This window comes from Micromonospora sp. NPDC004704, from assembly GCF_053601675.1.
Genome location: NZ_JBSGCD010000058.1, coordinates 1 through 19,075 on the forward strand (window position 1 = coordinate 1; position 19,075 = coordinate 19,075).

A 19,075-nucleotide genomic window follows, 5' to 3' on the forward strand; every position below is an offset into this window, starting at 1 on the left:
AGAGCTTCAGACTGCGGTCGATGGTGACGCAGCCGAAGTCCATCGCCACGGTTGTCGTGGTCTTCTCCGACCGGGTGCCGGGGTCGTCCACGCCGCCGGTCCAATGCTGTACCGACGGTGCACCCCGGCCGGACCCGCGCCTTCCTCGGTGCGACGGGTCCGGCCGGGCTCCGCCTCAGCTCAGTCCGGCGAGCTGATCGCGGCCGAGCGCGCCGTCGACGACCGCGACCCGGTGCCGTCGACTGATCCGCTGCCCGGCCGGGATCGTCAGCGTCTGCCGGTAGGCCAACGCGATGTTGACCCCCGGATAGCCGTAGGCGCGGGTGAACCACACGTCACCCTCGCCCAACCCGGAGAAGACCAGGGTGTACGGGGCACCGCCGGCACCCTCGCCGACCAGGGCGAGCCACGGTTCGGTGGTCCCGTTGACCTGGTCCTCGCCCTCGCCCGTGGCGGTGAGGACCCGTACCGTGCCGAGCGCCGCCCGCCAGAAGAACCCGCCGTACCCGGCCCCGTCGGGGCGGCCGTTGGTGGCCGGGCTGCCCAGGGTGACGTCCCGGTCCGCGGGTGCGGTCAGGCTGTACGCGAAGTCGAGCAGCCAGGCGTCGTCACGGCCGGCGATCGCCCCGGCGGACACGGTCCGGTCCTCGGTGAGCAGCAGCCCCCCGTCGGTGCCGAGCCAGCGCAGGCGCTGGCCGAAGCCGTTGTCCGCCTGCCGTCCCCAGCTCTCCGGCACGATCCGTCCGTGGTCGTCGAGCCAGGTGTAACCCTGGTCGCGGACGTAGGTCCTGCCGCCCCAGAGGTTGTAGCCGTTGACGTCCTGGATACCGACGGAGACGCCGAGGTGGTGCGGATGGTCCTCGGGCAGGATGTCGGTGACCACCACCCCGCCAAGCGTCCGTACGGGATGCAGGTACGGCCGGGGCGACAGTCGCGGGTCGAGGTCGGGCGTGGGGACGTACTCGGCGACGGTCTCGCCGCGTACGCGCAGCCGGGTGGTGGTGGTTCCGTGGCTCATCTGTCCGCCTCTCGTGGTCGACCACCCTCGCGGCGGCCGACCAGCCAGGTACGAATTGGAAAGCGCTTGCCCCCGATCGGCGCCACCCTACCGGGCGCGGCCGGGCGACTGCTGCCGGTAGGGTCTGCGCCACGACGCGCGACCGGTGGCACGGGGATCGATCCGGCGACGCTATTCTTGACACGTTTCAGTCGGTGCGGACCAGCCCGACTGCGAAAGGAGGCGACGGTGGCGGGACCAGCCGTGAGCATCCGTGACGTGGCCACCCGCGCGGGTGTGTCGGTCGGCACGGTTTCCAACGTGCTCAATCGGCCCGACATCGTCGCGGCGTCGACCCGTACCCGTGTGCTCGCCGCGATCAGCGATCTCGGCTTCGTGCCGAACGACGCGGCCCGGCAGTTGCGCCGGGGCCGGGGACGCACCCTGGGCCTGGTCGTGCTCGACGTGGCGAACCCGTTCTTCACCGACGTCGCCAAGGGCGTCGAGGAGGCCACCGGCGCCGCCGGGATGGCGGTCATCTTCTGCAACAGCGACGGCGATCCGGTACGCGAGAGCGCCTATCTGGACCTGCTGGAGGAACAGCGGGTGCAGGGCGTACTGATCACCCCGGTCGACGACGCGAACGAGCGGCTGGTGCGGCTGCGCGACCGGGGCGTACTGGTGGTGCTGCTGGACCGACGCTCGAACCGGCCGGACGTCTGCTCGGTGTCGGTCGACGACCGGCTCGGCGGCGAGCTGGCCGCCCGGCACCTGGTCGAGACCGGACACCGGCAGATCGCCTTTGTCGGTGGGCCGTGGCGGCTGGAGCAGGTCCGCGACCGCTACGCCGGTGCGGTGCACGCCCTGCGTGAGGCCGGGTTGGACGAGGACCGGTTGCGCCGGTTCGACACCCCGAGCCCGACCGTGGCCGCCGGCCGGGACGCCGCCGCCCGGATCCTGGGCCAACCCCGTTCGGCCCGCGCCACCGCGGTCTTCTGCGCCAACGACCTGCTCGCCCTGGGGGTGCTGCAGGAACTGACCCGGCAGCAGGTCCGGGTGCCCGAGGAGATCGCCCTGGTCGGGTACGACGACATCGAGTTCGCCGCCGCGGCGGCGGTGCCGCTGTCCTCGGTCCGCCAGCCCCGTCAGCGGCTCGGGCGTACCGCGGCGGCGCTGATGCTGGAGGAGTCGAACGAGCCCGAGGTGCACCAGCACCAGCAGGTGATCTTCGAGCCGGAACTGGTGGTCCGCGAATCCAGCCGGTACACCCGCCGGGAGAGCTGAACCCCGGCGACTCCTGCCCGCCGACGACGCAGCCGGTGGCCCGTGTGACATGACGGGGTCGACGCCGGGCTTCGTTTCCTTGACATCCCAGCGCGGTCGCTCGTAGTTTGAGGGCGGGATTATTGAAACGGTTCACAAACTAAGGGGGCCCGGTGCGGAGAGTCTGCTTCGTCCTACGGGTACGACCCGACCGGCTGACCGAGTACACCGCGCGCCACGCCGCCGTCTGGCCGGACATGCTGGCCGCGCTCCGGGACGCCGGTTGGTACGACTACTCGATCTTCCTGCACACCGACGGACTGCTGGTCGGACACTTCCGTACCGACGACCTGGCCGAGTCGCTCGCCGCGATGGAACGTACCGAGGTCAACGCGCGGTGGCAGGCGGAGATGGCCCCGTTCTTCGAGGGACTCGACGGGCGTCGCCCGGACGAGGGCTTCACCGTCCTCACCGAGATCTTCAACCTCGACGCCCAACTCGACGCCCTCACCCCCGCCTCGGCCGGCCCCGCCGCGCCCGCACCCGCCGCATCCGCACTCGATTCCACTCAGGAGCTATCGTGACCGCCACCGCAGCCTCGTCGGAGGTCCGGGCCGCCCTGCGCGGCCAGCGGATCGAGGTGCCCTCCTGGGCGTACGGCAACTCCGGCACCCGGTTCAAGGTGTTCTCCCAGCCGGGTGTGCCGCGTACCCCGCAGGAGAAGATCGCCGACGCGGCGCAGGTGCACGCGTACACCGGGATCGCCCCGATCGTCTCCCTGCACATTCCGTGGGACCGGGTCGACGACTACGCCAAGCTCGCCGCGTACGCCGCCGACCTCGGGGTACGGATCGGCGCGATCAACGCGAACGTGTTCCAGGACGACGACTACCGGCTCGGCAGCGTCACCAACCCCGACCCGGCGATCCGGCGCAAGGCCCTGGGCCACCTGCTCGAGTGCGTGGACATCATGGATGCCACCGGCTCGCCGGACCTGAAGCTCTGGTTCTCCGACGGCACCAACTACCCCGGTCAGGACGACATCCGCTCGCGGCAGGACCGGCTCGCCGAGGCGCTCGCCGCGACCTACGAGCGGATCGGGGAGCACCAGCGGATCCTGCTGGAGTACAAGCTGTTCGAGCCGGCGTTCTACGTCACCGACGTACCGGACTGGGGCACCGCGTACGCGCACTGCCTCAAGCTCGGCGAACGGGCCCAGGTGGTGATCGACACCGGGCACCACGCCCCCGGGACCAACATCGAGTTCATCGTGGCGTTCCTGCTGCGCGAGGGGAAGCTCGGCGCGTTCGACTTCAACTCCCGGTTCTACGCCGACGACGACCTGATGGTCGGTGCGGCCGACCCGTTCCAGCTGTTCCGGATCATGCACGAGATCGTCCGGGCCGACGCCCTGCGGGTCGAGTCGGGGGTGAACTTCATGCTCGACCAGTGCCACAACATCGAGCCGAAGATCCCCGGCCAGATCCGCTCTGTGCTCAACGTCCAGGAGGCCACCGCGAAGGCGCTGCTGGTCGACGCCGACGCGCTGGCCGCCGCCCAGGCCGCCGGTGACGTACTCGGGGCGAACGGGGTGCTGATGGACGCGTACAACACCGATGTCCGGCCGCTGCTCCGCGAGATCCGGGCCGAGCAGGGCCTCGACCCCGACCCGATGGCCGCGTACGCCCGGTCCGGTTACGCCGAGAAGATCGCCGCCGACCGGGTCGGCGGACAGCAGGCCGGTTGGGGCGCATGACCACCACCGGTGAGACAACCGACAACGGCACACACGAGGGGAAACCGAGCACAGCGATGGGTACGCATCCGGAGGTGGCCGCGCTGCTGGGGCGCAGTCACCGGATCGGCGCCGACCGGCGCAACACCAACTTCGGCGGGGGCAACGTCTCGGTCAAGGCCACCGGCGAGGACCCGGTCACCGGTACGCCGGTCGAGCTGATGTGGGTCAAGGGTTCCGGCGGCGACATCGGCACCCTCACCGAGGCCGGGCTGGCGGTGCTGCGACTGGACCGGCTCCGGGCCCTGGTCGACGTCTACCCGGGCGTCGAGCGCGAGGACGAGATGGTCGCCGCGTTCGACTACTGCCTGCACGGCAAGGGCGGCGCCGCGCCGTCGATCGACACCGCCATGCACGGCCTGGTCGACGTCGCCCACGTGGACCACCTGCACCCGGACGCCGGTATCGCGCTGGCCACCGCCGCCGACGGCGAGGAACTGACCCGACGTTGCTTCGGCGACCGGGTGGTCTGGGTGCCGTGGCGCCGGCCCGGCTTCCAGCTCGGCCTGGACATCGCCGCGCTGGCCCGGGACAACCCGCAGGCGATCGGGGTGATCCTCGGCGGGCACGGCATCACCGCCTGGGGCGCCACCAGCGAGGAGTGCGAGGCCCGGTCGCTCGAGATCATCGCCACCGCCGAGCGCTTCCTGGCCGAGCACGGCCGACCCGAGCCGTTCGGCCCGCTCCTGCCCGGTTACGGCGCTCTGCCGGCCGAGCAGCGCCGCGCCAAGGCCGCCGCCCTGGCCCCGGTCATCCGGGGTCTGGCCAGCACCGACGCCCGGCAGGTCGGGCACTTCACCGACGACGGGGCGGTGCTGGACTTCCTGGCCCGCACCGAACACCCCCGGCTCGCCGCGCTCGGCACCTCCTGCCCGGACCACTTCCTGCGGACCAAGGTCCGGCCGCTGGTGCTGGACCTGCCGGCGGACGCACCCCTGGAGCAGGCGGTGACCCGGCTGCGCGAGCTGCACGAGGCGTACCGCAAGGATTACCGGGCCTACTACGACCGGTACGCCGAGCCGGACTCCCCCGCCATCCGCGGTGCCGACCCGGCGATCGTCCTGGTTCCCGGCGTGGGCATGTTCAGCTTCGGCAAGGACAAGCAGACCGCGCGGGTGGCGGCCGAGTACTACCTGAACGCGGTCAACGTGATGCGGGGCGCCGAGGCGGTCTCCACGTACGCGCCGATCGACGAGTCGGAGAAGTTCCGGATCGAGTACTGGCTGCTCGAAGAGGCGAAGCTGCGCCGGCTGCCGGCACCGAAGCCGCTCGCCGGCCGGGTCGCGCTGGTCACCGGCGGCGGCTCCGGGATCGGGGCGGCGATCGCCCGCCGGCTCGGCGCCGAGGGTGCGGCCGTGGTGGTCGCCGACCGGGACGCAACGGCCGCCGCGACGGTCGCGGCCGAGATCGGCAACACCGACCGGGCCGTTCCGGTCACCGTGGACGTCACCGACGGCGCGGCGATCGAGGCCGCGTTCGCGTCGGCCGCCCTCGCCTTCGGCGGGGTCGACCTGGTGGTGAACAACGCCGGGCTGTCGGTGTCGAAGTCGCTCCTGGACACCACCGAGGCGGACTGGGACCTGCAGCACGACGTGATGGCCAAGGGTTCGTTCCTGGTCTCCCGGGCCGCCGCGCGGCTGCTGATCGACCAGGGCACCGGCGGTGACCTCGTCTACATCGTCAGCAAGAACGCCGTCTTCGCCGGCCCGAACAACGTCGCGTACGGGGCGGCCAAGGCCGACCAGGCACACCAGGTACGCCTGCTCGCCGCCGAACTCGGCGCGTACGGCATCCGGGTCAACGGGGTCAACCCCGACGGGGTGGTCCGGGGCTCCGGCATCTTCGCCGGTGGTTGGGGCGCCAAGCGGGCCGCGGTGTACGGCGTACCGGAGGAGGAGTTGGGCGCCTTCTACGCCCAGCGGACCCTGCTGAAGCAGGAGGTGCTGCCGGAGCACGTGGCGAACGCGGTCTTCGCGCTCACCGGCGGGGACCTGTCGCACACCACCGGGCTGCACGTGCCGGTCGACGCCGGCGTGGCCGCCGCCTTCCTGCGCTGAGCCACGACGATGGATGACCAGCGATGAGGAGTAACGCGTCGAGGTCGGCGGCGGTCGCCGCGGTCGACCTCGGCGCGTCCAGTGGTCGGGTGATGCTCGCCGAGGTCGACCGGGACCGGGTCACGCTGACCGAGGCGCACCGGTTCGACAACGGCCCGGTACGCCTGCCCGACGCCCTGCACTGGGACGCGTTGCGGCTGTACGCCGAGACGTTGACCGGGTTGCGGACCGCCCTGGCGCGCCGGCCCGACCTGGCCAGTGTCGGAATCGACTCCTGGGCGGTCGACTACGGCCTGCTCGACCCGGACGGTGCGCTGCTCGGCAACCCGGTGCACTACCGCGACCGGCGTACCGACGGGGTGCCGGAGCGGGTGGTGGCGGCGCTCGGGGCGCAGCGGCTCTACCGGGTGACCGGGCTGCAACTGCTGCCGTTCAACACGTTGTTCCAGCTCACCGCGGCACTCGGTACGCCCGCCCTGACGGCGGCGCACCGGATGCTGCTGGTTCCGGACCTGCTCTCGTACTGGCTGACGGGGGTGGCGGGCAGTGAGGTCACCAACGCCTCCACCACCCAACTGCTGGACGTACGGACCCGCGAGTGGTCGACCGAGCTGATCGAGCAGGCCGGTCTCCCGGCACGGATCTTCGGCCCGCTGCGCCGTCCGGGCGACCACGCCGGGGAGTTGCTGCCCGAGGTCGGGGAGGCGATCGGGGCGACCTGGCCGGTCCCGGTAACCACGGTCGGCTCGCACGACACCGCCTCGGCGGTGGTCGCGGTGCCCGCCGAGGGTGACCGGTTCGCCTTCATCTCCTGCGGCACCTGGTCCCTGGTCGGTCTGGAACTGACCGAGCCGGTGCTGTCCGGGGCGAGCCGGCGGGCGAACTTCAGCAACGAGGCCGGGGTCGACGGCACGATCCGCTACCTGCGCAACGTGATGGGCCTCTGGCTGCTCCAGGAGTCACTGCGCGCATGGCGGGCCGCCGGCCTGGACGTGGAGCTGACCGACCTGTTGGCGGAGGCGGCCCGGCGTCCGGCACTGGCCGCCGTGATCGACCCGGACGACCCGGAGTTCCTGCCGCCGGGTGACATGCCGGCCCGGATCACCGAGGCATGCGTACGGCTGGGGCAGCCTGCGCCGGCCGATCCGGCGGCGGTGGTCCGGTGCATCGTGGACAGCCTGGCGCTGGCCCACCGGGTCGCCGTCCGGCAGGCTCAGGAGTTGTCCGGTCGGGACGTCGACGTGGTGCACGTCGTCGGCGGCGGGGCCCGCAACGAGCTGCTCTGCCAGCTCACCGCCGACGCCTGCGGGCTGCCGGTGGTGGCCGGTCCGGTGGAGGCGACCGCGCTGGGCAACGCGCTGGTGCAGGCGCGGGCGCTCGGCGTACTCGATGGTGGGTTGGCTGATCTGCGGGCGGTGCCGCGCCGCGATCCGACGCTGCGCACGTACCGCCCGGCGCCCGGCGCCACCGCGGCCTGGCAGGCGGCGGCGGACCGGATCGGCCGACCGGGCTGAGACCTCCCGCGGGAGGGGTGCCCGCGGGTACGGGAAGGGGGTGCCGTGTCTCGTGCGGTGACACGGCACCCCGCCCCCCGATGGGCGGGAGATTCGTCCGGGGGAAGACCTTGTTCCGGAACCGTCCCAAAGCATTGACTCTGGGCAATAGAAGAGTCAAAGTGATGCCAGAGAGCGCTCTCACTACCCAGTTCGACACTCGTCCGTAACCCGTCCGACACAAGCTCCGGTGCGACCGACGATGCCCGTTCGGCGCCGCCACCGGCACAGCGGAGTCGGGCGCCACCACACCCCACCTACGGACGTTGCACCGGTGGCGACTCCCACGCCGCTCTCCTGCCCATGCCCCGAAGGAGCCCCATGCACCCGGTCGCACCACCAACCCGTTCCAGACCACGCCGCCTGCGTCTCGCCACCGTGCTCACCACACTCGTCGCACTCGTCGGCACCTACCTCGCGGTCGGCGTCGGCCCGGCCGCCGCCGCCGAGGTAACGCTCTCCCAGGGCCGTCCCGCCACCGCGTCCTCGGTCGAGGGCGGCTACGCCGCCAGCGCCGCCGTCGACGGCAACGGCGGAACCCGCTGGTCCAGCGCCTTCAGCGACCCGCAGTGGATCCAGGTCGACCTCGGCTCGGCCCGCGCGATCAGCCGGGTGGCGCTGAACTGGGAAGCCGCGTACGCCACCGACTTCCGGATCCAGACCTCCAACGACGCGACCAACTGGACCACCATCCACACCACGGTCGCCGGCACCGGTGGCAGCAAGAGCATCGCCGTCTCCGGCAACGGCCGGTACGTCCGGCTGCACTCCACCAAGCGGGCCACCGCGTACGGGGTGTCGCTGTGGGAGTTCCAGGTGTTCGGTGACGACGGTGGCGCCCCGCCGCCGCCCCCGCCGAACGGGCCGATCGTCCGGGTGGCCGAGTTCCTGGCCGACTGCCCGTTCACCCGACGGCTGCCCGATGACCCGATCATCTACCCCGGTCTGGCCGGCGCCTCGCACATGCACAGCTTCTTCGGCAACCTGTCGACCGACGCCAACTCGGACTACACGAGCCTGGCCAACGCGGCCAGCAACTGCAACCCGTCGATCGACCTGTCGTCGTACTGGGTGCCGACGCTGTACAACAACAACGTGCCGGTGGAGCCGACCATCGTCACCTTCTACTACCTCGGTGAGGGCGTACGCGCCGACATCGTCGCGCAAACCCAACCGATGCCACTCGGCCTGAAAATCGTCGCCGGCAACGCCAAGGCCACCAGCGGCGACCAGAGCATCGCCCGCTGGTCCTGCCTGCACGCCGGACAGGTGCCACCGGGCAAAGACTTCGTCAACTGTCCGGCCGGCACGATGATGGAGTCTTACCTCGACTTCCCGCAGTGTTGGAACGGCCGTGACCTGGACTCGCCCGACCACAAGAGCCACATGGCGTACCCGGTCAACCAGGCCTGCCCGTCCACCCACCCGGTGCACGTGCCCAAGCTGCGCCAGGTCCTGCGTTATCCGGTGAACGGCAACCCGGCCAACTTCCGGCTGGCGTCCGGGCCCGGTTACACGATGCACGGCGACTTCTTCAACGTCTGGCCGGCCGCGGAGATGATGCGGCGGGTCGTGAACTGCATCCGTCCGGTCATCAAGTGCGGACATGACGGAACCTACTGAACGTGATCCACTAGGTAGGGGATGACACCGACGGCGGGACCCGGCGAGCCGGGTCCCGCCCCGGTCCGTCGCCGACCGCCGGCACCAGGGAGGACGAGATGACTTCGACCGTACGCGGCACGCTGCTGCTGACCCTGCTCGCCGTACTCCTCGGCGGTTGTGCCGACGGTGGCGACGGTCCGGCGGCCGGGTCCGGAGCCGGCGGGCCGACGAGCCCGACCGCGACGGTCAGCCCGTCGGGTGCGCCCGGGGCGGCCGGGGCGGCGGGGAACTTCAATCCGACCGACATCGCCTGGACCCAACTCATGATCGCGCTGGACGAGAAGACCCTCCTGCTGACCGATCTCACCCCGAAGCAGACCTCGGACAACGGCATCCGGGGCATGGCCGACCAGGTCGGCACGAACCACCGGGGCGAGCTGACCGGGCTGCGGAGCCTGTTGCAGCAGGCCAGCGTGGCGGAGAGCAACGAGCACGAGGGGCACGACATGCCCGGCATGGTGACCGCCGACGACCTGCGCGCGTTGACCGCCGCCAACGGTCCCGCGTTCGACCAGCTCTTCGTCAGCAACATGCGCGACCACCTGGAGCAGACCCTGCGGCTCGCCCGCGCGGTGGAGAAGTCCGGCAGCGAGCCGAACATTCGGGCGCTGGCCACCGAGATCGAGCGGACCCGGACCGCCCAGCTCGACCAGCTCGCCGCGATCGAGTCGCAGGGGCGCTGAGCCCGGACGCCCGCTCTCCGGGGCCGCGCGGACGTCGGGACCCACGGTACGGTCGGCGCCATGCCGAGGATCCTGGGGACCCGGACCTCAGGTAGTCGGGTTGATCGCCACCTTGAGCCAGCCGGGCTCCCGGCGGTCGAACTCCCGGTAGGCGTCGACGATGTCGCTCATCGGCTCCTCCTCGGTGACCAGTCCGGACGGGTCGACCGTGCCGTTGCCGATCATCTCGACCAGTTGCGGCAGGTAGTGGCGGTGGTTGGCGTTACCGGCCTTGATGGTCAGGTTCTTGTTCATCGCGATGCCGGTCGGGAACGACGTCATCGTCGGCGGGTACACCCCGAGGATGCCGAGCGTGCCGGCCTTGGCCAGGGCGTCGACCGCCCAACGCAGGGCCTGACCGGGTGCGTTGCCCGGCACCCAGTTGTCGTCCTGCGGGGCCGCGTACGGGGACACGTCGGCCATCTCCCGGGCGATCAGCTCCGCCTGCCGGTCTGCCTGCGCGGCGGCCGGACCCCGGGTGGGGCGCTGCGAGTCGACGCCGACCGCGTCGATGGCCCGGTCCACCCCGATGCCGCCGGTCAGCTCCTCGATTACCGACACCGGGTCCTCGGCGCTGAAGTCGATCACCTCGGCGTGCTGGCCCTTGGCGGTGGCGAGCCGGTCCGGCACCTGGTCGACCGCGATCACCCGGCCGGCGCCCTGTAGCTGCGCGGAGAGGATCGCCAGTTGCCCGACCGGTCCGCAGCCGAAGACGGCCACCGTGTCCCCGGCGGAGACGTCGGCGATCCGGGCCCCGAACCACGCGGTCGGGAAGATGTCCGACAGCAGGATCGCCTCGTCGTCGGAGACGTCGTCGGGGAGCGCGACCAGACCGTTGCTCGCGTACGGGATGCGGGCGTACTCGGCCTGGAGTCCGGCGAAGCCACCGGCGCTGTCCGGGGCGCCGTAGTACGCGGTGCCGGCGCGACGGCCACCGGGGTTCGCGTTGTCGCACTGGGCCTGATAACCGGCCCGGCAGTAGGAACAGAACCCGCAGGAGATGGTGGACGAGATCACCACCCGGTCGCCGGGTGAGAAGTTGCGGACCGCGCTGCCGACCTGGACCACCTCGCCGACGCCCTCGTGGCCGAGGATGCTGCCCTCCCGCAGGCCGGGTACGGTGCCCCGGGCAAAGTGCAGGTCGGTGCCACAGATGGCGCTTCCGGTTATCCGGACGATCGCGTCGGTCGGTTCCTCGATCCGCGGATCCGGGACCTCATCCAACCGGATATCGCCGATACCGTGCCAGACCGCTGCCCTCATCGCCGAGCCCCTTCCCCCAGGTCCCAAGCTGTCCGTGGGGCCTACCCGACCCGCCGGCCGGAAAACCGTCGAGACCACGCGCGCCGGGTGACGGCGGTGCCGGGTGCCCGGCGACGGCGTGTGCGCCGGGGTGCCCGCAGACGGCGGTGCCCCGGTCCACCGGGACCGGGGCACCATCGGATCGGGCTCGGTCGAGCTGGGCCGGGGCTCAGCCGACCTGGGTCGGGGGCGCTCAGCCGAGCTGGCTCTTGGCCTCCGAGATCAGCCGCTTGGCGCCTTCCTGGGGCGAGATCCGGCCGAAGATGACCTCGTCGTACACCCGCTGGAACTCGGCCTTCACCGCGCCACCGCCCTTGGGCTGGGCCGGCGGGGTCGGCAGGAGCTTGTCGGTCACCGAGCTCTCGAACTCGTAGACCAGCTTGTCGTTCTCGGCCAGGGTCGGCGCGAGCGCGTCGCGTACCTTGCCGTTCGCCGGCATGCCACGGGAGACCGCGAGGACCTTGCCGGCCGCCTCGTCGTTGATCAGGAAGTCGATCAGCATCGCCGCCTGCTTCGGGTGCTCACTGCGCTCGGCCACGCTGTACGCCATGGCCATCGACGCGATCATGCCGCGCTTGTCGGTGTCGCTGGGCATCGGGGCGATCGCCAGCGGGGCGCCGTACGCGGAGATCATCGGGCTGAAGCTGGAGTCGTAGTTGACCTCCGCCGTGACGCCCTTCTTGATCAGGGAGGAGTTCTGCACCGAGCCGTCCATCTGGGTGGTCAGCTCGGCCGGGGCGAGCGCGCCGGCCTTGCGGTACTCACCGGTCATGGTCCAGAACTGGGCCAGGTCGCCCTCTTCGAAGCCGAGCTTGCCGTCGTCGGTGTAGATCTTCTTGCCGCGCTGCTGCAACCAGATGTCGAACCAGTCGATGGCGAAGCCGAAGTCACCGAAGCCGGCGACCTTGCCACCATTGGCCTGGTTCAGCTTCTGGCCGGCGGCGAGCAGGTCGTTCCAGGTCCAGGTGGCGGTGGGGGCGGCCACACCGGCCTTGCTCCAGAGCGCCGGGTCGTAGATGACACCCTGGGTGTTCTGCGCGATCGGGATGGCGTACGTCGCGTCGCCGACCTTGCCCGCGGGGAGCAGCGTCGGGGTCAGGTCACCGACCTTGAGGGTGCCGTCCTTGATGTACTTCTCGAGGTCGAGCAGGGCGTTGCGGTCGGCGTACTCGCGCAGGTAGGCGCGGTCCATCTGCACCACGTCCGGGGCGTCGCCGCCGGCGATCTGGGTGGAGAGCTTCTGGAAGTACGCGTCGAAGGCGCCGAACGAGGTCTGCACCTTGATGTCCGGGTACTTGGCCTCGAACAGGTCGATGGCCTCCTCGGTCACCTTCGCCCGGGCGTCGTTGCCCCACCAGGTGAACTGGAGGGTGACGGGGCCGTCGTCGGCCGCGTCGTCACCGCCGCCGCACGCGGCCAGCGGCAGGGCGAGCAGCGCCGACACGGCGACCGCGGCGGCCCGTGCGACGCGGTGGGCCCGACGGGTTCTGAACATAGGGGTTTCTCCTTCGCTGGGGGCGCGTGGAGCAGGGGGTAAGCGCTTGCCCGGCACGGGCGGCTTGGCCATATGAAACGGTTTAACTAGACCGGACGCTAGGTCCGCTCCACCCTCTTGTCAAGGGATGGTTACCAACCCGCGTCGCCTCTGTTACCTGGGCCAGCGCACGGTCTCGACGACGCGGGTTGAATCGTTACATATTCTGTGGGTAGCCTCGCCCGCATGTCCCAGCCCACACCACCCACGGTGGCCCTGATCGGCGCGACCGGCTACGGCGCCCAGCACCGGGAGGCCATCGCCGCCCTGGAGCGGGCCGGCCGGGTCCGGCTGGTCGCCCTCTGCGACACCCGGCCACTGTCCGAAGAGGCCCCGGGGGTCGCCGTACACACCGATCACCGCGCGATGCTGGCCGCCGCCCGCCCGGACATCGTGGTGGTCAGCACCCCGCCGCACGCGCACCTGCCGATCGCCCTGGACGCGGTCGCGGCCGGCGCCGACCTGCTGCTGGAGAAACCTCCGGTGACCAGCCTCGCCGACCACGACCTGCTCAGCCGGGCCCTGTGGGACGCGGGACGGATCTGCCAGGTCGGCTTCCAGGCCCAGGGCTCGCACGCGCTGGCGGCACTGCGGGACGCGATCCGCGACGGGCGGCTCGGCGAAATCACCGGTGTCGCCGCCGCCGGCACCTGGATCCGCGACGACGCCTACTACGACCGCTCCCCCTGGGCCGGCCGGCGCTCGGTCAACGGGCAACCGGTGGTCGACGGCGCCCTGGTCAACCCGTTCGCGCACACCCTGATGCTCGGTCTCGACCTGGTCCGAGCCGCCGCACCCGGCGCGGTGCCGACCCGGTTCGCCCTGGAGCGGTACCGCACCCGGGAGATCGAGGTCGAGGACACCGCCTGCCTGCGGGTCGAGTTCTCCGCCGGGCCACCGCTGCTGATCGCGGTGACACTCAGCGCGGCCGGCTTCCGCGAGGGCGACATGCTCGTACACGGGACCAAGGGGTCGGCGGTGCTGGAGTACCCGACCGACCGGCTGCTGTTCGGCCCGGACGAGGCGGCTCTCCCCGGCGCCGCCGCCGGACTGGCGAGCGGCGACCGGACGGGGCTGCTGGCCAACCTGCTCGACCACCGGCGGGACCCGTCCGTCGCGCTGCTCGCCCCGCTCGACGCCACCCGCGACTTCACCGCGCTGGTCGAGGCGATCCTGACCGCGCCGGCTCCCACCCCGGTCGCAGCCGAACACCTGCGCCAGCACCAGGACACCGGCAGCCCGGCCTGGGTGATCGACGGCATCGACGCGGCGGTCACAACCGCCGCCACCACCATGACCACGTACGCCGACCTCGGCCTGCCCTGGACCACCACCCCGTACGCGGGCACCCTCCCCCGGGTCGGAGACCCCGACGATCTTGCAGTTGTGGTGGTACACAAATCCGCATGAGCGCCCTGATTCGGGCGCCACAACTGCAAGATCGTCGACGAGGGCGGCGGGGGCGGCGGCGTTCGTGGTTCTGTCGATACGGCAGTGCCGGCTGGATAAATGCTCTAATGTCGAGCCGAAATTCGCAAAAGCGACTTGGTGCCTGCACCATGCGCCGGCTGGCAGGGGTGGACCGGGATGACCGCGCTGGCGGGCCGCGACGAACGTGAAACCCGTTCCCGATCCGGCTTCCGGGGCGACATCCAGGGCATGCGCGCCCTGGCGGTCGTACTGGTGCTGCTGTTCCACGTCGGACTCGGCGTACCCGGCGGTTTCGTCGGGGTGGACGTCTTTTTTGTCATCTCCGGTTTCCTGATCACCGGGTTGCTCCTCGCCGAACTGGAGCGCACCGGCCGGATCTCCCTGGTCCGGTTCTACGCCCGGCGCGCCAAACGGCTGCTGCCGGCGGCGTTCCTCGTCCTGGCCGGATCCCTGCTGCTCACCTACCTTCTCCTGCCCCGTACCCGGTGGGCCGACACCGGCTGGGACGTGGTGGCCAGCGGCGCGTACGTGATGAACTGGCGGCTGGCCACCCAGGCGGTCGACTACCTGGCCGCCGCCGAGGCCCCGAGCATCCTCCAGCACTACTGGTCGCTCGCCGTGGAGGAGCAGTTCTACCTGCTCTGGCCGCTGCTGCTGATCGTGGTCGGGGTCCACGCCGCGAAGCGGTGGCCGGGGCACCTGCGCCACCGGCTGCTGCTCTGCCTCGGCCTGGTCGCGATCGCCTCGTTCGCCTGGTCGGTGTACCTCACCCGGAGCAATCCGGAGTCGGCCTTCTTCGTCACCACCACCAGGATCTGGGAACTGGCCGTCGGCGGCGGGCTGGCGATCCTGAGCCGGCAACTCGTCCGACTGCCCCGCCTCGCCGCCGCCGCTCTCGGGTGGGTCGGACTCGGCACCATCGTCCTGGCCGCCCTGCTGCTCGGCGAGACCAGCCCCTTCCCCGGCCACCTGGCCCTGCTGCCGACCCTCGGCGCGGCGGCGGTGATCGCCGCCGGGGTGGCCGGGCGGGCGGGACCGGCCCGGCTGCTCGACTTGCGGCCGATCCGGGCGGTCGGTGCGATCTCCTACTCGCTCTACCTGTGGCACTGGCCCCTGGTGGTCACCGCCGAAGCCCGCTTCGGGGAAGAACTGGGCCTGTTCGGCGGACTGGTCGTGGTGGCGCTCTCGACCGCGCTGGCGGTGCTGACCTACCGGTACGTGGAGAACCCGTTCCGGACCAGGAGAGTCTTCAGTCGCCGGCCGCTGCTGGCACTACAACTCGGCCTGGCCTGCACCACAACCGCGGTGGTCATGGGCCTGCTGTTCCAGTTCACCGTCTGGCCGCCCCCGCGGGTCGACCCCTCGGCCGCCCTGCCGCCCCAACCGAACGCCACCGCCAGCGGCACCCCGCCCACCGGCCCGCTCGGCGCCGCCGTACTCGGTGCGCAGCCGCGGCACGACCCGGCGGGCGAACCGGTGGACCACGTCGACTCGATCTTCCCGGCGCCGCTCGCCGCCCGGAAGGACCTGCCGGACGTGTACGACGACAAGTGCCTGGTGAACCAGCAGGACAACGAGGTGCTCACCTGCGTGTACGGCAACCGCGAGTCCGACTTCACGGTCGCGCTCGCGGGCGACTCGCACGCCGCCCAGTGGCTGCCCGCCCTGCAGCCGATCGCCGAGGCGAACGGGTGGCGGCTGGTCACGTACATCAAGGCGGCCTGTCCGCTGATCGGCATCACCGTTGTCCGGTCCGGTCGACCCAACTCCAGTTGCACCCAGTGGAACCGGACCGTCCGGTCCCGGCTGACCGGTGCGGAGCGACCCAGGCTCCTGCTCACCAGCAGTTCGCTCTACACCCCCGTACGCGACGGTCGGGCACTGAGCGGCGAGGCGGGCCGGAGCGTACTGGCCGACGGTTTCCGGGAGACCTGGTCCGGGCTGGCGAACGATGGGATCGCCACCGTCGTGCTGCGAGGCACTCCCCAGCCGGGTCTGGACGTGGTCGAGTGCGTGTCGGAGCACGGGGACCGGTTGACCGAGTGCGCCGTCGACCGGGACACCGCCGTGGCCGGGGTGGGACCGATCCAGGAGGAGGCGGCCGCCGGGCTGACCGGGGTGCACCTGCTCGACCTCAACGACGCGATCTGTCCGGCCGACCGGTGTGCCGCGGTCATCGGCGGGATGCTGGTCTACCGGGACACCAACCACCTGACCGCGAGCTACGCCCGGAGCCTCTCCCCCCGGCTGCGCGCCGAACTCGACCGCGTGCTGGCCTGAGCGCCTGCCGGCCCGAGCGCAACACCCGGCGCTCCCGACGCCCGGCGCTCCCGACGCCCGGCGTTCTGACCGGCGCGGATAAGCGGGGAATACCCTCCACAGTCCTCTAATATCAACTCGAAAGTGGGCATAGACGGCTTAGCTTGTCCGTCCGGCGCCGGCGCGTAGGGGGTAGGCGAGATGACTCAGCTGGCGAGCCGGACCGGGCGCGAGGCCACCGGTCGACCCGAGCGCCGAGGTGACATCGAGGGGCTGCGCGGGCTGGCAGTCGTACTGGTGCTGCTCTGTTCTGCCGGGCCGTGGGTCGTACCCGGTGGATTTGTCGGGGTGGACGTCTTCTTCGTGATCTCCGGCTTCCTGGTCACCGGCCTGCTCGCCGACGAGCTGGACCGGACCGGGAAGATAGAGCTGGTCGAGCACTACGGCCGGCGGGTACGCCGACTGCTGCCCGCCGCACTGGTCGTGCTGGTCGCCACCCTGCCGCTGGCCTACCTGCTGCTCCCGCGCTTCCGGTGGGCGGAAACCGGCTGGGACGTGGTCGCCAGCGGCCTGTGGGTGATGAACTGGCGGGCCGCCGGTGTCGGTGGTGACCAGGTCGGCGCCGACGCCTTCGCCAGCCCGACCCAGCACTTCTGGGCCCTCGCCGTCGGCGCGCAGTTCCACCTGATCTGGCCGGTGCTGCTGCTCGGCCTCGGACTCTGGGCCGCCCGTCGGGGCGGATCGACGCGCCGGTGGCTGCTGATCGGCGCCGGGGTGGTCGCCCTCCCCTCGTTCGTCTGGTCGGTCGTGTACAGCAACGGCGCACCGGCGGCGGCCTTCTTCGTCACCACCACCCGGGCCTGGGAACTGGCCCTCGGCGCCGGCCTGGCCCTGCTGAGCAAGGCACCGGTCCGGCTCACCGGGCCGGTGGCCTCGGTGCTCGGCTGGGGCGGGCTGGCCGCCATCGCACTGGCGGCGTTGCTGCTGGGCGAGGCGACACCGTACCCCGGTGCGGCGGCGCTGCTGCCCACGCTCGGTGCGGCGGCGGTGATCGCCGCCGGTGGCACCGGGCCGGGGCGGCTGCTGTCGCTGCGACCGGTACGCGCGGTCGGTGCGGTCGCCCTCCCGCTCTACCTCTGGCACTGGCCGCTGCTGGTGATGGCGAACGCCCGGTTCGGGGACCTGCACCCGGGCGGCTCCCTGGCGGTCCTGCTCGCCGCCGCCGCGCTGGCGGTGCTCACCCACCGGTACGTGGAACGTCCCCTGCGTACGCCCGGGATCTCCGCACCGTGGCAGGCCGGGCAGGCGCTGCGGATCGGTCTGCTCGGCACCACCACGGCGGTGGTCGCGGGTCTGCTCTTCCAGCTCACCGTCTGGCCACCACCGCCGCCGAACCCGGCCACCGGACTGGCGGCGCCACCGGCGAGCGCCAGCCCGACGCCCGCCCCCGCGCCGTCCGCACCGGAGGGGGCCGTGGTGCTCGGGGACGAGCCGCGCAGCAACAAGGCCGGTGAGCCGGTGGACCGGGTCGAGAAGATCGTGCCGGAGCCGGCGAAGGCAGGTGACGACCGACCCGAGGGGTACGACGACAAGTGCCTGACCCCGGCGCAGGAGAGCAAGGTGCGCTCCTGCGCGTACGGCGACCAGGAGTCCGCCTTCACCGTCGTGCTCGCCGGTGACTCGCACGCCGCCCAGTGGTTGCCCGCGTTGGAGCCGATCGCGCGGGCGAACAAGTGGAAGCTGGTGACGTACACGAAGGAGTCCTGTCCGCTGCTGGGCGCTGCGGTGGCGCGGGCGAAGCGGGCGTACCCGAGTTGCACGGAGTGGAACCGGTCGGTACGGACCAGGCTGACCGGCGACGACCAGCCCCAACTGCTCATCACCAGCAGCGCGGCGCACACCCTGTTCGCCGACGGTTACGCCCTGACCGGCGAGTACGGCCGGACCGAGCTGATCGGGAGCTTCCGGGAGACCTGGTCGGAGCTGGCCGACGCGGACCTGCCCACGATCGTGCTGCGCGGCACCCCGCAGCCGGGGCGGGACGTGCCCGAATGCGTGACCGGGCACCGGCAGCGGCTGACCGAGTGCACCGCGAAGCGGGAGACCGCGCTGGCCGGGATCGGCCCGGTGCAGGAGAAGGCGGCGTCCGGGCTGGACGGCGTACATCTGATCAACCTCAACGACGCGATCTGCCCGGCCGCCCGGTGTGCCCCGGTGATCGGCGGGATTTTGGTCTACCGGGACAACGAGCACCTGACCGCCAGCTACGCGGCCAGCCTCTCCCCCCGGCTGCGCGCCGAACTCGACCGCGCCCTGGCCTGAGCCCGGCCGCCTACCTGGCTTCCATTACCGCCCGCTGGCCCGGCTCCGCCTCACTCAAGGATCACGTTCGAACCACCGAACGTGATCTTCCCTTGCCAAGATCGGGTGCGGACTGGTATTCACGTATCTATACCTATGCACCCCCACCATTCCCTGGAGCCGACCGGACCGGTCG

Annotated in this window: 13 protein-coding genes and 1 pseudogene; 10 read left to right on the forward strand and 4 right to left on the reverse strand. The window is 71.5% G+C overall.

The annotated features are described in order from the left end of the window. Together ACWEFB_RS36760 and ACWEFB_RS36765 are read right to left on the reverse strand one after the other, a co-directional pair. Positions 1-94, reverse strand: a pseudogene (locus ACWEFB_RS36760) (ATP/GTP-binding protein); the annotation flags it as partial. Between the two features lie 81 nt (positions 95-175). Beyond that, on the reverse strand, positions 176-1,018 hold the full coding sequence (locus ACWEFB_RS36765) for a DUF6807 domain-containing protein (RefSeq protein ID WP_452292862.1): 843 nt from the start codon (positions 1,016-1,018) through the stop codon (positions 176-178). A 228-nt stretch (positions 1,019-1,246) separates the two neighbouring features. Between ACWEFB_RS36765 and ACWEFB_RS36770 the strand changes: the two genes are divergently transcribed. The 7 genes from ACWEFB_RS36770 to ACWEFB_RS36800 all read left to right on the forward strand — a co-directional run bounded on the left by ACWEFB_RS36770 (position 1,247) and on the right by ACWEFB_RS36800 (position 10,013). Next, on the forward strand, positions 1,247-2,281 hold the full coding sequence (locus tag ACWEFB_RS36770; protein ID WP_326560055.1) for a LacI family DNA-binding transcriptional regulator: 1,035 nt from the start codon (positions 1,247-1,249) through the stop codon (positions 2,279-2,281). 152 nt (positions 2,282-2,433) lie between these two features. Next, positions 2,434-2,844 (forward strand): L-rhamnose mutarotase, encoded by a 411-nt coding sequence (locus tag ACWEFB_RS36775; RefSeq protein ID WP_326560056.1) that lies wholly within the window; start codon positions 2,434-2,436, stop codon positions 2,842-2,844. Further along, a complete protein-coding gene (rhaI, locus tag ACWEFB_RS36780) occupies positions 2,841-4,016 on the forward strand; it encodes an L-rhamnose isomerase (RefSeq protein ID WP_452292863.1) in 1,176 nt (391 codons plus the stop codon). The genes ACWEFB_RS36775 and rhaI overlap by 4 nt, the downstream gene beginning before the upstream one ends. 56 nt (positions 4,017-4,072) lie before the next feature. Further along, positions 4,073-6,112: a bifunctional aldolase/short-chain dehydrogenase gene (locus ACWEFB_RS36785; RefSeq protein ID WP_452292864.1), complete on the forward strand. Its 2,040-nt coding sequence runs from the start codon at positions 4,073-4,075 to the stop codon at positions 6,110-6,112. Positions 6,113-6,135: 23 nt separating this feature from the next. Further along, complete coding sequence (locus ACWEFB_RS36790) at positions 6,136-7,626, forward strand: rhamnulokinase (protein ID WP_452292865.1); 1,491 nt, start codon at positions 6,136-6,138, stop codon at positions 7,624-7,626. Positions 7,627-7,986: 360 nt separating this feature from the next. Next, positions 7,987-9,288 carry a DUF1996 domain-containing protein gene (locus ACWEFB_RS36795; RefSeq protein ID WP_452292866.1) on the forward strand — a complete coding sequence of 434 codons (1,302 nt, stop codon included), beginning with the start codon at positions 7,987-7,989 and terminating at the stop codon, positions 9,286-9,288. 98 nt (positions 9,289-9,386) lie between these two features. Next, entirely contained in the window at positions 9,387-10,013 is a 627-nt protein-coding gene (locus tag ACWEFB_RS36800) for a DUF305 domain-containing protein (protein ID WP_452292867.1), read from the forward strand. An 87-nt stretch (positions 10,014-10,100) separates the two neighbouring features. Here ACWEFB_RS36800 and ACWEFB_RS36805 read toward each other — a convergent pair whose 3' ends face one another. Together ACWEFB_RS36805 and ACWEFB_RS36810 are read right to left on the reverse strand one after the other, a co-directional pair. Next, a complete protein-coding gene (locus ACWEFB_RS36805) occupies positions 10,101-11,315 on the reverse strand; it encodes a zinc-dependent alcohol dehydrogenase (RefSeq protein WP_452292868.1) in 1,215 nt (404 codons plus the stop codon). Between the two features lie 232 nt (positions 11,316-11,547). Beyond that, complete coding sequence (locus ACWEFB_RS36810) at positions 11,548-12,849, reverse strand: ABC transporter substrate-binding protein (protein ID WP_452292869.1); 1,302 nt, start codon at positions 12,847-12,849, stop codon at positions 11,548-11,550. Between the two features lie 225 nt (positions 12,850-13,074). Here ACWEFB_RS36810 and ACWEFB_RS36815 point away from each other — a divergent pair, with 225 nt between their 5' ends. From ACWEFB_RS36815 to ACWEFB_RS36825, 3 genes are all read left to right on the forward strand, one after another. Next, complete coding sequence (locus tag ACWEFB_RS36815) at positions 13,075-14,298, forward strand: Gfo/Idh/MocA family protein (protein WP_452292870.1); 1,224 nt, start codon at positions 13,075-13,077, stop codon at positions 14,296-14,298. A 177-nt stretch (positions 14,299-14,475) separates the two neighbouring features. After that, positions 14,476-16,599, forward strand: coding sequence for an acyltransferase family protein (locus ACWEFB_RS36820; protein WP_452292871.1), 2,124 nt, complete (start codon positions 14,476-14,478; stop codon positions 16,597-16,599). Positions 16,600-16,779: 180 nt separating this feature from the next. Beyond that, the gene (locus ACWEFB_RS36825) at positions 16,780-18,900 is read left to right on the forward strand and encodes an acyltransferase family protein (protein WP_452292872.1); all 2,121 of its coding nucleotides are present in this window, start codon (positions 16,780-16,782) and stop codon (positions 18,898-18,900) included. Positions 18,901-19,075 lie beyond the last annotated feature (175 nt).